14 protein-coding genes are annotated in these 13,799 nt (G+C 53.7%); 6 read left to right on the plus strand and 8 right to left on the minus strand.

The annotated features are described in order from the left end of the window. Positions 1–85 precede the first annotated feature (85 nt). Positions 86–823, plus strand: a complete 738-nt coding sequence (locus ACFOWX_RS10310; RefSeq protein WP_381423794.1) for a DUF1223 domain-containing protein — start codon at positions 86–88, stop codon at positions 821–823. A 261-nt stretch (positions 824–1,084) separates the two neighbouring features. Here ACFOWX_RS10310 and ACFOWX_RS10315 read toward each other — a convergent pair whose 3' ends face one another. After that, positions 1,085–1,897, minus strand: coding sequence for a class I mannose-6-phosphate isomerase (locus ACFOWX_RS10315; protein ID WP_381423796.1), 813 nt, complete (start codon positions 1,895–1,897; stop codon positions 1,085–1,087). Between the two features lie 157 nt (positions 1,898–2,054). Here ACFOWX_RS10315 and ACFOWX_RS10320 point away from each other — a divergent pair, with 157 nt between their 5' ends. The 5 genes from ACFOWX_RS10320 (at position 2,055) to ACFOWX_RS10340 (ending at position 7,412) form a co-directional block, all read left to right on the plus strand. Then, complete coding sequence (locus tag ACFOWX_RS10320; protein WP_381423798.1) at positions 2,055–4,154, plus strand: malate synthase G; 2,100 nt, start codon at positions 2,055–2,057, stop codon at positions 4,152–4,154. 138 nt (positions 4,155–4,292) lie between these two features. Beyond that, on the plus strand, positions 4,293–5,504 hold the full coding sequence (locus ACFOWX_RS10325) for an LL-diaminopimelate aminotransferase (protein ID WP_381423800.1): 1,212 nt from the start codon (positions 4,293–4,295) through the stop codon (positions 5,502–5,504). Between the two features lie 8 nt (positions 5,505–5,512). Next, positions 5,513–5,947, plus strand: coding sequence for an acyl-CoA thioesterase (locus tag ACFOWX_RS10330; RefSeq protein WP_381423802.1), 435 nt, complete (start codon positions 5,513–5,515; stop codon positions 5,945–5,947). 46 nt (positions 5,948–5,993) lie between these two features. After that, positions 5,994–6,608, plus strand: coding sequence for a 2-hydroxychromene-2-carboxylate isomerase (locus ACFOWX_RS10335; RefSeq protein ID WP_381423804.1), 615 nt, complete (start codon positions 5,994–5,996; stop codon positions 6,606–6,608). An 18-nt stretch (positions 6,609–6,626) separates the two neighbouring features. Beyond that, a complete protein-coding gene (locus ACFOWX_RS10340) occupies positions 6,627–7,412 on the plus strand; it encodes a crotonase/enoyl-CoA hydratase family protein (RefSeq protein WP_381423806.1) in 786 nt (261 codons plus the stop codon). A 30-nt stretch (positions 7,413–7,442) separates the two neighbouring features. On the opposite strand, the gene ACFOWX_RS10345 is transcribed toward ACFOWX_RS10340, so the two are convergent. The 7 genes from ACFOWX_RS10345 to ACFOWX_RS10375 all read right to left on the minus strand — a co-directional run bounded on the left by ACFOWX_RS10345 (position 7,443) and on the right by ACFOWX_RS10375 (position 13,775). Then, positions 7,443–8,702: an alginate lyase family protein gene (locus ACFOWX_RS10345; protein WP_381423808.1), complete on the minus strand. Its 1,260-nt coding sequence runs from the start codon at positions 8,700–8,702 to the stop codon at positions 7,443–7,445. Next, positions 8,687–9,445, minus strand: coding sequence for a 2-dehydro-3-deoxy-D-gluconate 5-dehydrogenase KduD (kduD, locus tag ACFOWX_RS10350; RefSeq protein WP_381423810.1), 759 nt, complete (start codon positions 9,443–9,445; stop codon positions 8,687–8,689). Before kduD ends, ACFOWX_RS10345 begins: the two co-directional genes overlap by 16 nt. A 40-nt stretch (positions 9,446–9,485) precedes the next feature. Beyond that, positions 9,486–10,118 (minus strand): RpiB/LacA/LacB family sugar-phosphate isomerase, encoded by a 633-nt coding sequence (locus tag ACFOWX_RS10355; protein ID WP_381423812.1) that lies wholly within the window; start codon positions 10,116–10,118, stop codon positions 9,486–9,488. Between the two features lie 120 nt (positions 10,119–10,238). After that, complete coding sequence (locus ACFOWX_RS10360; RefSeq protein ID WP_381423814.1) at positions 10,239–11,516, minus strand: TRAP transporter large permease; 1,278 nt, start codon at positions 11,514–11,516, stop codon at positions 10,239–10,241. Continuing rightward, entirely contained in the window at positions 11,516–11,989 is a 474-nt protein-coding gene (locus tag ACFOWX_RS10365) for a TRAP transporter small permease (protein ID WP_381423816.1), read from the minus strand. Before ACFOWX_RS10365 ends, ACFOWX_RS10360 begins: the two co-directional genes overlap by 1 nt. Next, a complete protein-coding gene (locus ACFOWX_RS10370; RefSeq protein WP_381423818.1) occupies positions 11,989–13,014 on the minus strand; it encodes a TRAP transporter substrate-binding protein in 1,026 nt (341 codons plus the stop codon). Before ACFOWX_RS10370 ends, ACFOWX_RS10365 begins: the two co-directional genes overlap by 1 nt. After that, on the minus strand, positions 13,011–13,775 hold the full coding sequence (locus ACFOWX_RS10375) for a 2-keto-4-pentenoate hydratase (protein WP_381423820.1): 765 nt from the start codon (positions 13,773–13,775) through the stop codon (positions 13,011–13,013). The genes ACFOWX_RS10370 and ACFOWX_RS10375 overlap by 4 nt, the downstream gene beginning before the upstream one ends. Positions 13,776–13,799 lie beyond the last annotated feature (24 nt).

Consider the following 13,799-nt stretch of genomic DNA (forward strand, 5'->3'; position numbering starts at 1 on the left):
AGCACGAATATTCGTTTGGACAGGGAAAAACCCTTCCCCCTTTTTCCTGTCCAACCCATTGTCGGTTTAGACGAAAGGATATGTCATGCTGCGCTTATTGTTCATTTTGCTGCCCTTTGCCCTCACGGCATGTTCGCAGAGCAATCCAGTCACTCCGCCTGCAAATGCCGCAGCAGGTAAGCAAGGAGCGGTTAAAAAAGCCAGCGCAGTTAACCCCATTGTGGTTGAGCTGTACCAAAGCCAAGGCTGTTCCTCCTGTCCGCCTGCAAATGCCGCGCTGAATGCCGAAGCAGGGCGCAGCGACGTCATTGCGTTGAATTTTTCGGTTACCTACTGGGACCGACTGGGCTGGAAGGACACGTTTGGCGATCCCAAATATACGCAGCGGCAATATGATTATGCCGCCGCGTTAAAAAATCCCAACGTGTATACACCGCAGGTTGTTATCAATGGCCGCAGCGATATTGTCGGCAATAATCCGGGCGAGCTCAATGGCGCAATTGCAGCATCCGTCCCCGTTAGCGGCGGGCCAGCGATAAACCATTCGGCCGGAAAAGTGACGGTTGGTGGAGGCGGCGGAAAAGCCGACATCTGGCTGATCCGCTATGACCGCAATGTGCAGAATGTCGCGGTGAAGGCCGGCGAAAATAGCGGGCGGAGCTTGCCGCATAAAAATGTCGTCCGGCAATTGGTAAAGCTGGGCAATTGGGCAGGCAAGCCAGCGACATACGCGGTCCCGGCCAACCAGAATCGCAATTTTGATACGGTAATTTTGGTGCAGCGCCCCGCCGCCGGTCCGATCATTGCCGCTAAACGTATTTAGGGTCAGGACCTATTAATTGCGCGACTGAGGTTTGAGTCAATTTTGTTCAGACCTAGGAAAAGAGCCGCTGCACTAGCCTGCTAATGCAAGGTTCTTTGACGCAGGGCTGGGCAAAATTGGCCAAATCCTATGGGACAAAGAAATGGCTTCCATCTCGAATAAAAGCGGCCTTGCAAACAGAACCACTGTTCGCGGCGGACGCTTTCATCCGATATGTTCGCCATTTCTTTGCCTCAGACGCGGAATTAATAGGTCCTGACCCTAGCGAAGCACCGCCGCCGCAATCAATGCCAAGCCATCATCCGTCAGGTCAATGACCGCATCTTCACTGGCCAACAGACATTCACCAACATCTACGATTTCTTCATCTATCGACACAGCCCCGGCAACAGGGACAATCCATTTGCTCCCGGTCAAACCGGATATTTTATCCCGGCTTCCTGCATCGGCCAATAATAGCCGGAAAAAGGGACCGTCGGTCAGCATCGCTCCTGTTTTCGCCTTGCCCGAACGGCTATCGCTATAAGGCAACAAGGTGGCAACAGCGAGCGCATCGTCCAGATGCAATGTGCGCAGATGACCATTATCCAGCCGGCCATAATCATACAGGCGGTAGGTAATATCGGCATGTTGCTGCACCTCGACCAGGGTAATCCCCGGGCCAATGGCGTGAATGGTGCCCGCTGGTATATAATAATATTCACCCGCATGAACCGGACGCCAATCGATTAACGCCTCTATACCGCCCGACAAGGCGGCGGCGCGTAAATCGTCTTTGCTGATCGCTTGTCGCAATCCGATACCGAGGAGCGAACCGGGCTGTGCGCTGACAATATACCAGCATTCTTCCTTGCCGGAAAGATAGCCTCTGGCTTTTGCCTGCGCATCATTGGGATGCACCTGCACAGATAGCTTCTCGGAAGTGAACAGCCATTTTACTAGCAACGGCGAATTACCGCCTTCCGGCGCCTCATACCATATTTCGCCAATGCGCTGTCCAGCGGGTACGGCAAAGCTGCCGGGAATATCGCACCGACCCCACGGTTTCGCCACCATTTGCTTTGCCAGTTTCATGGTCCCTTAGTAACATTAACTGGTTGATGAATCGATAAACTCCGACCGGTCAACAAATTTGCCCTTTTTTTGGATGCGTTCTGACGCTAGGAGGTAGGGCAAGCGGTAAAAGCCGCAATTATTTCTCCCTGGGCACCATCATCTTTATGGAGCCATTATGACCAAATATGTTAATCGATCCGGACTGCAAATTGCCGCAGAACTTGCCGATTTTGCCGAGAATAAAGCGCTGCCCGGAACAGGCGTTGCGGTAGAGGCTTTTTGGGGCGGGCTATCGCAGCTATTGCATCGCTTTGCGCCGCGCAACAAAGACCTTTTGGCAAAGCGCGATGCGATTCAAGCGAAGCTGGATGATTGGCATAAAGCAAATCCTGGCCCCATTGCCGATATGCCTGCCTATCAAGCTTTCCTGCGGGAGATTGGGTATTTGGTGCCGGAACCTGCACCTTTTACTATCGGCACGCAAAATGTGGATCCAGAAATCGCAACGATGGCCGGACCGCAGCTTGTGGTCCCCGCGCTGAATGACCGTTTCGTCCTGAATGCTGCTAATGCCCGCTGGGGAAGCCTCTATGATGCCTTTTATGGCACCGATGCGCTCGATGCCCCGCCGGCAAAAGCGGGCGGATATGACCCGGCACGAGGCGCAGCAGTGGTCGCAGTGGCGAAGGCATTTCTGGACGAAGCCATCCCCTTGGCTTCGGGCAAATGGGCAGAGCTCGGCGATCCGTCTCATGGCATCGCACTTGCCGATCCGGCGCAATATGTCGGCCAAAGCGAAAAAGGCAGGCTGTTCCGTCATAACGGCCTGCATATTGAAGTCATATTCGACCCTGCCCATCCCATTGGAAAGGACGATCCGTCGGGTATCGCCGATGTGTTATTGGAAAGCGCGCTCACCGCGATCATCGATTTGGAGGATAGCGTTGCCGCGGTTGATGCCGAGGATAAAGTGCTCGGCTATTCAAACTGGCTCGGCCTGATGCGCGGTGATTTGGACGCCTCTTTCGAAAAAGGCGGGAAGACGGTATCGCGCACCGCAAATCCCGATCGCCAATATTCAGACGGACTGACGCTGCCCGGACGCAGTTTGTTATTCGTGCGCAATGTGGGCCATTTAATGACCAACTCCGCAATACTCCTGCCCGATGGTAGCGAAGCGCCCGAAGGCATATTGGACGCATTATTCACTAGCCTTTGCGCCATGCATGATCTGAAAGGATTAGGTCCGCTGCGCAATAGCCGCGCAGGGTCAATCTATATTGTGAAGCCGAAAATGCACGGGCCGGAAGAATGCGCATTTACCAATGACCTGTTCGATGCGGTTGAGGATATATTGGGGCTGGACCGGTACACAGTCAAAGTCGGCGTGATGGACGAGGAACGCCGGACCTCGGCCAATCTTGCCGCTTGTATCCATGCAGTGAGGGACCGGATTGTCTTCATCAACACCGGCTTTTTGGATCGCACTGGCGACGAAATGCATACGGCCATGCAAGCCGGACCCATGATTCGCAAAGGCGAGATGAAAACATCAAGCTGGATCACCGCCTATGAAGCGCGCAATGTCGGCATTGGTCTGTCTTGCGGCCTGTCGGGCAAGGCGCAGATTGGCAAGGGGATGTGGGCCGCGCCCGATATGATGGCCGATATGATGGTGCAGAAAATCGGTCATCCCATGACAGGCGCGAATACCGCATGGGTACCCAGCCCGACCGCAGCCACTTTACACGCCATCCATTATCATCGCTGCGATGTGTTTGCGCGGCAAAAGGAGGTGGCGGCATTGGCAGTTCCGGGACTTGATCCCTTGCTCACCATTCCCGTTGCGCCTGCCGGACATAACTGGTCGGCAGCCGACGTCGCGCAGGAGCTCGAAAATAACGCACAAGGCATCTTGGGCTATGTGGTGCGCTGGATTGATCAGGGTATCGGCTGTTCAAAAGTGCCAGACATCCATGACATCGGCCTGATGGAAGACCGGGCGACACTGCGCATCAGTTCGCAGCATATCGCCAATTGGCTTCATCACGGCATTGCCACGCGTGAACAAGTCGACAGCGCCTTTTCCAAAATGGCGGCGAAGGTCGATGCCCAAAATGCAGATGACCCGCTGTATGAGAAACTGACGCCAGACAGCATTGCGTTTAAAGCCGCGCGGGCGCTCGTCTTTGAAGGATTGGTTCAACCCAACGGTTATACCGAGCCGCTGCTGCATAAATATCGGTTGGAAAAGAAGGCAGCGGCACGCGGGTGATACTTACAGTCAATCTGTTACTCGATTCCTAGTTTTGCACTCTTCGAGCAAAAGTAAGGCCGGGTAAGCTTTTGCTGGAAGTTTCCGTTAAAATCCCGCATGGCTTGAAAATTATCAACCAAGTAACGGAAAGAGATCATGTCCGAAGAATTCTACCGCGTTAAACGCCTGCCCCCCTATGTCATCGCCGAAGTGAACGCGATGCGGGCGGCGGCGCGCGCGGGCGGAGAGGATATTATCGACCTGGGCATGGGTAACCCCGATCTGCCGCCGCCGCAGCATGTGATCGACAAGCTGTGCGAAGTGGCCCAAAAACCCGATGCCCATGGCTATTCCGCGTCCAAGGGCATACCGGGGTTGCGCAAGGCGCAAGCCAATTATTATGGCCGCCGTTTTGGTGTCGAACTTGACCCCGAAAGCGAAGTTGTCGTGACCTTAGGGTCCAAGGAAGGGCTGGCCAGCCTGGCCACTGCGATCACCGCACCGGGCGATTGTATCCTTGCTCCCAATCCCAGCTATCCGATCCATACATTTGGTTTCATCATCGCCGGGGCCACAGTGCGCAGTGTTCCGACGACGCCCGACGAACGCTATTTTGAAACGCTCGAACGCGCGATGGCCTTTACGGTGCCGCGCCCGACCTTGCTGGTGGTCAATTATCCGTCAAACCCGACGGCGGAAACCGTGGACCTCGCCTTTTACGAACGGCTCGTCGCTTGGGCCAAGGATAATAAGGTCTGGATATTGTCCGATCTCGCCTATTCAGAGTTATATTATGACGGCAAACCGACCCCGTCCATTCTACAGGCGAAGGGCGCGAAGGATGTCGCGGTGGAATTCACGTCGCTTTCGAAAACTTACTCCATGGCGGGTTGGCGGGTTGGTTTTGCGGTGGGTAATAAGACGCTGATCGCTGCGTTGACCCGGGTTAAAAGCTACATCGATTATGGCGCATTCACCCCGATACAGGCCGCCGCCTGCGCCGCGCTCAACGGGCCGCAGGATATTGTCGAACAAAATAGGCAGCTGTATCATAAACGCCGCGACGTTCTGGTCGAAAGCTTTGGCCGTGCCGGTTGGGATATTCCTGCGCCGCCCGCATCGATGTTCGCATGGGCCCCTTTGCCGCCAAAGCTGCATAATATGGGTAGCCTCGAATTTTCGAAACAATTGCTTACTCACGCGGGCGTCGCGGTTGCGCCCGGCGTTGGCTATGGCGAAGACGGCGAAGGCTATGTTCGCATCGCCATGGTCGAAAATGAACAGCGCATCCGCCAAGCCGCGCGCAACGTGAAAAAATATCTGCAAAGCATGGGCGTCGACACAGCCGGCCAGAAAGAGGCGATTTAACAGGCAATATGTCGCGCGCTGATTTCGCATTTCACCATCAATTCCGTGTGCGTTGGTCCGAAACCGACGCGCAGGGAATTGTGTTTAACGCCCGCTATCTGGACTATGCCGATATTGCGATTACCGAATATTGGCGGGCGTTAAATTTTGCAGAAAAATACCCCGATACGGCGGTGCATACCCATGTGAAAAAGGCGACCATCCTGTGGTCCGCGCCTATTCGCCCTGATGAAATTATCGAAGTGATGGTCCGCACTCCCCATGTTGGCCGGACGAGCTTCACGCAAATTGTCGAAATTCACGGCACAGCAACGCAGCAAGATGATTTGCGTGCTGAGATTGAAATGGTCTATGTTCAGGTCGATTTAGCAACCCACCGGCCCGCGCCCCTGCCCGAATGGCTGGGCGCAGAATTTGCTGCTTTTGACGCGCAGGCGGATTGATACGATCGATATTACCGCCGGATAAACGGTTGAGAAAGGCAATGAGATGAGCGCAAAAGTCGAATTTTTCTTCGATCTGTCAAGTCCATGGACCTGTTTGGCTTTTCATAATATCCGCCGGATAATCGCCGAAAATGGCGCGCAGATATTATGGCGTCCGATCCTTGTGGGCGGCGTGTTTAATGCGGTCAACCAATCGGTTTATGCCGCGCGCGAAGATATGCGCGGACCAAAGGCGCGCCATTATGCAAAGTCGTTGAAAGACTGGGCCGCACTCGCCAATATTCCCATGAACTTTCCGTCAGCGCACCACCCATTGAAAAGTGTGCTGGCCATGCGGGCCTGTTGCATATTGGAAGAAGATCAGCCTGCCTTGGAAAAATTCGCCGAAGCGGCTTTTTCTGCATATTTCACGGAACAGGCCAATTTGGATGATCCGGCGATCCTGGCCGCTGTCGCCGATGATGCAGGATTTAACGGCGCAGCGTTGATTGCGCAAACTGACAATCAATCGGTGAAGGACCGGCTGCGCGCCAATACCGAAGAGGTTATTTCACGCGGCGGCTATGGTTCCCCATCGATATTTGTGAATGGGGACGATATGTATTTTGGCAATGACCAGTTGCCGCTTGTAGAAGCAGCTATCACAGCTGTAAAATAAGACAAGGTGGAGACGACAATGACAGGCCGCGTTACTATAGATATTCAAGACCATATTGCCGACGTCCGCTTTAACCGGCCCGATAAATTGAACGCGCTCGACCGCGAACAAATAGAGGCGATCATTGAGGCAGGCAAGGAACTGTCCGCAGCCAAAGGCGTCCGCGCGATCGTGTTATCGGGCAATGGTGATGCTTTTTGCGCGGGACTGGATATGTCCCTGTTCCAACCGGGTAATAGTGTTACCAGCGATTTGGTTGAGCGCACCCATGGCAATGCCAATATATTCCAGCATATCGTCCTGCAATGGCGCCGTTTGCCCGCGCCGGTGATTGCCGCAGTGCACGGTGCGTGCATCGGCGGCGGCTTGCAATTTGCGAGTGCAGCCGACATACGCGTGGTCCATCCATCGGCAAAAATGTCAATCATGGAAATGCGGTGGGGTTTGATCCCCGACATGGGCAGCTATGCCACGTGGCGTAATTTCGTGCGCGACGATGTCCTGCGCGAATTAACCTATACCAACCGAATATTCGGCGGCGAGGAAGCGAAAGATTTGGGCTTTGCAACCCATTTGGCCGAAGACCCCCATGGCCGAGCGATGGAATTGGCGCGCGACATTGCCGGTAAAAATCCCAACGCGGTCCAGGCGGCAAAACGGCTGATCAATGCCCTGCCTGATATGAATGAAGATGCGATTTTAATGATGGAGTCGGTTGAACAGGACAAGGTGGCACGGAACCCGAACCAGATGGAGGCGGTAATGGCGTTCATGCAGAAACGGGCGGCGAATTTCACCGACTAAGCTAAGGGTCTTAGGCATTAAAAGCCAGAGTCAGGGTATCCAAGTGGACAGGGCCGTTTGTTCGGCTTTGTCATCCGCCGGGACATAGCCCAAGAGACGCTTTACCCCCATCGCGGATTTTGATCGGCGCTGTTTGGCGTCGGCTTTATCGCCGTCAATATCGGGGAATGGCCATTTCGCGCCGTCTGCCCAGTATTTTTCCAAAAAAGAACGGGCATTATTCATGCCCCGGCCATCGGGCAATTCATAGCTCCACAAATCCAACCCCGCGCATTCGCCGATGGTTGCAATTCGCGCGGCAGCGTCCACTACGAAGTGAGCATAATGCCAACTGCGCGTCCGTTTCAATTCGGCCAAAAACCGCCCCTGCCGGTCCATTTGCACCGCCAATCTTTGCTGCGGAAAGGCGGTGACAATATTCGCTGCAACCGAATCGAGCCGCCCGTAAAGCGCGAAATGGGTAAGATAAAAATCAAAGAATACACCATGATTATTCGTCTTGCGCATTTCATCGCCGCCAATGTCACTCGTAGCCATCCACGTGGCAAATTCCCGGTACCATTGCTCAATCGCTTTATTCTCCAAAGCGGTAAGCGCTGGCGAGGGTTGTAGCAGGCCAATTGCTTCAACAATCGTAGACAGATGCGATGCTTCGATTATGCCTTCACCCCGGCCATTCAACTTACCAGGTATCCCTTGAGCAAAGTTAAAATGAGGGCTCATCCGGGTCGCTGGAGTGATAAACCAAGCACGCAATTGGCGGGCGCTATGTTCGGCATAGCGCTCATCTCCCGTCAGATAATAGGCGATTGCAAGGTCGCGCGCGTCATTGCTGAGTTGCCGCAGTCGGTCTTTATCAAATTCAGGACCGTCACGTTCGGGATTAACCTGCCCGTCGCGGCGAATATAAGGCAGGCCCGATTTTTTCTTTGGGTCTGGCCACCAATAAGGACCAATTGACGCATAATCATGCGCGGTTGCACCGGGCACCAGCTTTGGCTTATCCGTCACGCTGTAAATCGGGCTACGCAGCGCTTTTTCGCCAGCCTTAACATAAGCCTGACTTGCCTTTTCATCTGCTTTCACTTGGCGTAGCCATTGGGGCCGCCATAAAAATGTTCGCCGTCCGTCAAAATCGGCTGCATAACCGTTTGAGCCGCTACATCTAGCGGCATTTTCCAAGGGTGATAAAGGACCAACTTCTGCTCTGGCAGCAACCGGCAAAAACGCTGCAAGAATGGCGGCAGCCAATATTATCCGTGTCAAGCCGACTATCACCGCGCCAGCCATCCTCCATCAACCGCCAATATATGCCCATGAACATAATTGGCCGCATCGGAGCTGAGAAAAACTGCCGCACCGCCCAGATCAGACGGATCGCCCCAACGACCCGCCGGAATGCGCCCCAATATTTCAGAATTGCGCTTCTCATCGGCTTGTAAAGCAGCAGTGTTATTCGTCGCAATATAGCCTGGCGCGATCGCGTTCACATTTATGCCCTTGGCCGCCCATTCATTCGCCAGCAATTTGGTTAAACCGCCAACGCCGCTTTTGGACGCAGTATAGCTGGCCACGCGAATGCCACCTTGAAATGTCAGCATCGAGGCAATGTTAATTATTTTCCCGCCGCCATTTTCAGCCATGACCCGTGCGGCAGCCTGCGATAAAAAGAACAGGCTTTTCAGATTGACGTCCATTACCGAATCCCAATCATCCTCGGTAAAATCCAACGCGTCATTGCGGCGAATAATGCCGGCATTATTGACCAATATATCGACCCCGCCAAATTCAGCCTGAGCATAGCTGATCACCCGTTCGCACGGGTCAATTGTCGATAAATCGGCGACAATGACCGCGCTTTTCCCGCCCATATCATTTATCATAGCCACCGTCTCATCCGGTTGACGACGTGCGACCAGCGCCACATTTGCTCCCGCCCCGGCAAGCGCAACGGCAATGCCCTGGCCAATACCGGTATTGGCTCCGGTAACGATGGCCGTTTTGCCGCTCAAGTCGAAAAGTTTACTATTCATAGCCCACCTGGTCTGCAAAATTATGGATCAACCCTATTGTTTACAATGACCGAAGATAGTCGGCGATCGCCTGATCCTGGCAATTGGCGTAAAATAGCTGCTCAAACTTCTCACCCGCTATCGCCGACTTCAGCAAATCTTGATCGACATTTTTGAGTACGGTCAACATATCATGGCAAGCGGCCGATTTCAGGTCCGACAATATGCCGCGATTTGTTTTCATTATTGCCGCGCGTTCTTTGGGATATCCGAGGCCGGGCTCATTTTGAAATAGCTTGTGATAGCAATCTTCAAGATTAAGCTCCGCCGCCCAGCCAAATCCTTTGGCATAGGGCATGGATATGGCGTTGCCCGCATTGATCTGACTGAACAAAAATGCGTCAGTGGGGTCAATCACCAGCCCGCAAAAAACGCCCGGCATCGAATTACAAGCGAGCATCGAACCCATGCCAGTGCCGCAGCCAGTTACGACAAAATCGGCCGCTTTTGAATTCAGCAGAATTCCTGCCAAAAGGCCATTCATTACATAGGTTAGTGACGCGTCATCTTCGCTGCTATACATGCCATAGTGAAAAACCTCATGGCCATAAGACCCTGCCACCGATGACAGCGCGTCATGAATGATGCTGCTTTTCGCAGCTTGGCTGTTTTCGACGATCAATGCAATTTTCATAATACCTCACAAATTTTATCTGAAATGGGCCGTTTTAGGCAGAGCTTCGCCCCGGCAATTGTCAAAAAGGTAACCGGTGTCACTAACAGATGCAAGCCCTTTATCATGTTGTATGTCCGGTCAGAATGCACGTGGCAACGCAAGCGATAATTCGGGGATATAAGACACGAGCAACAGCGCCAGTATCAGCGTGAAATAGAAAGGCCAGATGGTGCGCACGAGTACCGGCACCGGCGTTTTACCAACCGCCGAACCGACGAATAGCACAGATCCAACCGGCGGGGTCACAAGGCCGATGCCAAGGTTCAGCATCATAACGATGCCGAAATGCACCGGATCAATCCCTACCGCAGTTGCCACCGGCAGGAATATTGGTGTCGTGATAACGATCAACGGCGCCATATCCATGAATGTGCCCAGCACCAAAAGCATCACGTTGATAATCAGCAGGGTCAATATCGGATTATCCGTCATCAAGGTGATTAACGATGCCAACTGCGCCGGGACCTCCAGCAACGCCAATGCAAAGCCGAAAGCGGTCGCGGCGGCGATGATGAACAGCACCATTGATGCGGTTCGTACTGATGTTTTGGCGGCTTCAGCAAAGCCGCTCCAACCCAGGCTGCGATAGACAAATGTGCCCACCAGTATCGTGTAGATGACCGCGATGGCCGACGATTCAGTTGGGGTAAAAATGCCGCTCAAAATGCCGCCCATGATGATAATCGCGGTCATCAATCCTGGAATGGCGTAAACTGCCGCCCGGATAAATTGACGCCAACCGGGAAAGCGGCCTTTAGGAAGGTTGCGGCGCCGCGCCACGATCCATGCGGTGAACATCAGCATCAGGCCGGTCATTATTCCGGGAATAATACCCGCCAAAAATAGATCGCCAATCGACACGCCGACACCCGATGCCGCCGCGTAGATGATCATATTATGCGACGGCGGAATCAATAGCCCAACAATAGCCGCCGTGACAGTCACATTGACCGCATAGTCGGCAGGATAGCCCTTGTCCTTCATCAATGGCACCATCGTCGATCCGATGGCCGAGGCGCTGGCAATGGCGGACCCAGATACGGCGCCAAACATCATCGATGCCCCGACATCGACCAGCCCCAATCCGCCGCGTACCCGGCCAAAAGCGGCATCGGCCACTTGGACAAGCCGGTCGGCAATGCCCGCACGGTACATCAGATCACCCGCAAAGATGAAGAAAGGAATGGCCATAAGGGTAAATACGCTGATCCCCGCCGCCATTCGCTGCACCGCAACCACCAAAGGAATGTCGATCGCGATAAATGTCGCCAAAGCAGCGCCCAGCAGGGCAAATGCCACCGGCGTTCCGAGCGCGAGGAGGATAAATAATACACCCAAAAGCAACAAAATTTCCATCAGTTGCTCTCCTTCGCCGGTGTTGATTTCCATTCATTGCGCAAATGGGCAATGGCGAAAATTGTGATCAATAATCCCGAAACCGGCAACGGGATATAGGCAATACCGCGGCTTAAGCCGAGCGAAGGGATGACATGATCGCGGACCAGCCATGCAAGTTCAACGCCATAATATAGCATCACCGCTCCAAATAAGGCGACCAACGCATGGATCAGCAACCGGATTCTTCGCCCCGCCTCGGCTGAGCTGACATCTTCCAGCAAGGCGATACGGATGTGAAAACCTTCTCTTACTCCAGCCGCGGCGGCAAAAAGCGCGTACCAAATCATCAGCAATAATGACGCCTGCTCCGACCAAGACGGGCTGCTGTCCAAAATGAAACGGCCAAATACTTGCCAGCCAATAATCGCCGTCATCAGGACGAGCCCTGCCGCGCCGATATTGACAAGCCCATTGGAAATTTTATCCAACATCAGCTACCCGCCTTTCCCATGGCCAAAATTTGATCCACCAGCTCGCGTTGCCGCGATGTCGTGATGAAACTATCCCACACTCCGGTCATCGCCCGGGTAAATGCCTCAGTATCCACTTCATTGACCGCAACACCGGAGGCGAGCACCGCCTTGCGGCTTTTTTCAACCTGCGCATCCCATAAACCCCGCATGTAAGGGACCGATTCCCGCGCGGCGGACCGCACCGCAACCTGCTCTGCACTGGATAGCTTGTCCCAGCTGATTTTCGACATCACGAATACTTCAGGCGCAAGCAAGTGGTTGGTCAAACTGAAATACCGGGCAACCTCATAATGACGGCCACTTTCAAATGATGGCCAGTTATTTTCCGCACCATCAATCACCCCTTGGGCCAATGCCTGATATACTTCATCAAGCGGCATGGGTGTCGCATCAGCGCCCAATGACTTAATCATCGCGACATATAGGTCGGAACTGGGCACGCGCAGCTTCAAACCCTTCATATCTTCGGGGGTCTTTATTGGGCCGCGAATATTGTAAAAACTTCGCGCTCCGGAATCATAAAAGCATAGCCCAATCAGCCCGTGTTTTTCCAGCGACGCCAATATCTCGTCACCAATCGGCCCGTCCATTGCGCTACGCATATGCTGCGTCGAACGGAACAGGAATGGCAGCGCCGCGACGATGGTTAATGGTTCAATGGAGTTGAGCGGCGCGAGATTAACCCGATTCAGATCAAGGCCGCCAAATGTGGTGATTTCCAAAGTATCGCGTTCGTTGCCAAGTTGGCCGCCGGGATATAGCTTCACCCCAAGCTTGCCTCCAGTTTTGGCTTTCAACAATTCGCCAAAGCGCGCGACGGCCTGAACTGTGGGATAATCGGACACATGCGTGTCAGCCGATGTCAGCAAATTGGACAATTGCATCTTGCATGACGCCAGCATCGCCGCTCCGCCTGCCAAGAATAAGCGCCGGCCTAGCTGCAGCTGTTTTTCTGACATGAAGGTATCATCGTCCCGCTTCATGGCATCGGCTCTGCAGGAACGAGATGTATTCGCAATGTACCAAGATCGCCAAAACTGACCTCAGAACGGGAACCTGCGGCCGTTTCATGCACGCCGGTAATTGCGCCGGTGGACACATATGTACCGGCTGGCAAATCAATGCCATATTGCTTTGCATGGCGGCGCATGAATGCGAGCGCAACCAAAGCGTCCTCGCCAAAATTCCGCATTTCGGTTTGTCCGACTATGCCGCCTTCAATTTCGGTAACGACCTTAAAAACTGATGGTTTATAGGACCGCCAATCTTCAATTTCCGGACCAAGAATTAACCCGCCATTATTGCCAAAGTCACAAATGACCGCGATCGGCCCCATATCATTGATCGCAGGCAATGGACTGCTCGCAATTTCCACTCCGACATGCAGGCGGTCATCCTGCTCATCCTCGCCCAGGCAAAAAACCAGCTCACCCTCGACCGCGGCAAAACCGGGATAGACAGGCATGGACGTCACTTCGCCCCAATTTGCGGTCAAAATATTTTTGCGGAATATCGGCCCAGCCAGCCTCGTCTCGTCAAATTTGTCCAGATAGGCAGCAGGAACGCCGCCCACTTTCCACCCGCCGACCTGATCCGTCCAAATATGACGCGACCTTGCCTGCACATCATAAGCAGCTTCCAAAGTCACCGGTAGCGCGCCGGGAAAGCCGTCCAAAGCGACAGCCTGCCGGCGTGCCTGGACAAGAGCACTCGAAATAGAAGATAGCATGTCTTCAGCGCCCATATGTTTTCCCATAACTTCCATTCC

Source organism: Sphingorhabdus arenilitoris (assembly GCF_042651485.1).
In the GTDB taxonomy this organism is placed as follows: domain Bacteria; phylum Pseudomonadota; class Alphaproteobacteria; order Sphingomonadales; family Sphingomonadaceae; genus Sphingorhabdus_B; species Sphingorhabdus_B arenilitoris.

Coding starts and splice junctions, on each gene's coding strand:
- ACFOWX_RS10370 (WP_381423818.1), bottom strand. CDS start 13,014: ATGAAGCGGGACGATGATACCTTCATGTCAGAAAAACAGCTGCAGCTA.
- ACFOWX_RS10310 (WP_381423794.1), top strand. CDS start 86: ATGCTGCGCTTATTGTTCATTTTGCTGCCCTTTGCCCTCACGGCATGT.
- ACFOWX_RS10330 (WP_381423802.1), top strand. CDS start 5,513: ATGTCGCGCGCTGATTTCGCATTTCACCATCAATTCCGTGTGCGTTGG.
- ACFOWX_RS10340 (WP_381423806.1), top strand. CDS start 6,627: ATGACAGGCCGCGTTACTATAGATATTCAAGACCATATTGCCGACGTC.
- ACFOWX_RS10345 (WP_381423808.1), bottom strand. CDS start 8,702: ATGGCTGGCGCGGTGATAGTCGGCTTGACACGGATAATATTGGCTGCC.
- ACFOWX_RS10315 (WP_381423796.1), bottom strand. CDS start 1,897: ATGAAACTGGCAAAGCAAATGGTGGCGAAACCGTGGGGTCGGTGCGAT.
- ACFOWX_RS10360 (WP_381423814.1), bottom strand. CDS start 11,516: ATGGAAATTTTGTTGCTTTTGGGTGTATTATTTATCCTCCTCGCGCTC.
- ACFOWX_RS10365 (WP_381423816.1), bottom strand. CDS start 11,989: ATGTTGGATAAAATTTCCAATGGGCTTGTCAATATCGGCGCGGCAGGG.
- ACFOWX_RS10355 (WP_381423812.1), bottom strand. CDS start 10,118: ATGAAAATTGCATTGATCGTCGAAAACAGCCAAGCTGCGAAAAGCAGC.
- ACFOWX_RS10335 (WP_381423804.1), top strand. CDS start 5,994: ATGAGCGCAAAAGTCGAATTTTTCTTCGATCTGTCAAGTCCATGGACC.
- ACFOWX_RS10320 (WP_381423798.1), top strand. CDS start 2,055: ATGACCAAATATGTTAATCGATCCGGACTGCAAATTGCCGCAGAACTT.
- kduD (WP_381423810.1), bottom strand. CDS start 9,445: ATGAATAGTAAACTTTTCGACTTGAGCGGCAAAACGGCCATCGTTACC.
- ACFOWX_RS10375 (WP_381423820.1), bottom strand. CDS start 13,775: ATGGGCGCTGAAGACATGCTATCTTCTATTTCGAGTGCTCTTGTCCAG.
- ACFOWX_RS10325 (WP_381423800.1), top strand. CDS start 4,293: ATGTCCGAAGAATTCTACCGCGTTAAACGCCTGCCCCCCTATGTCATC.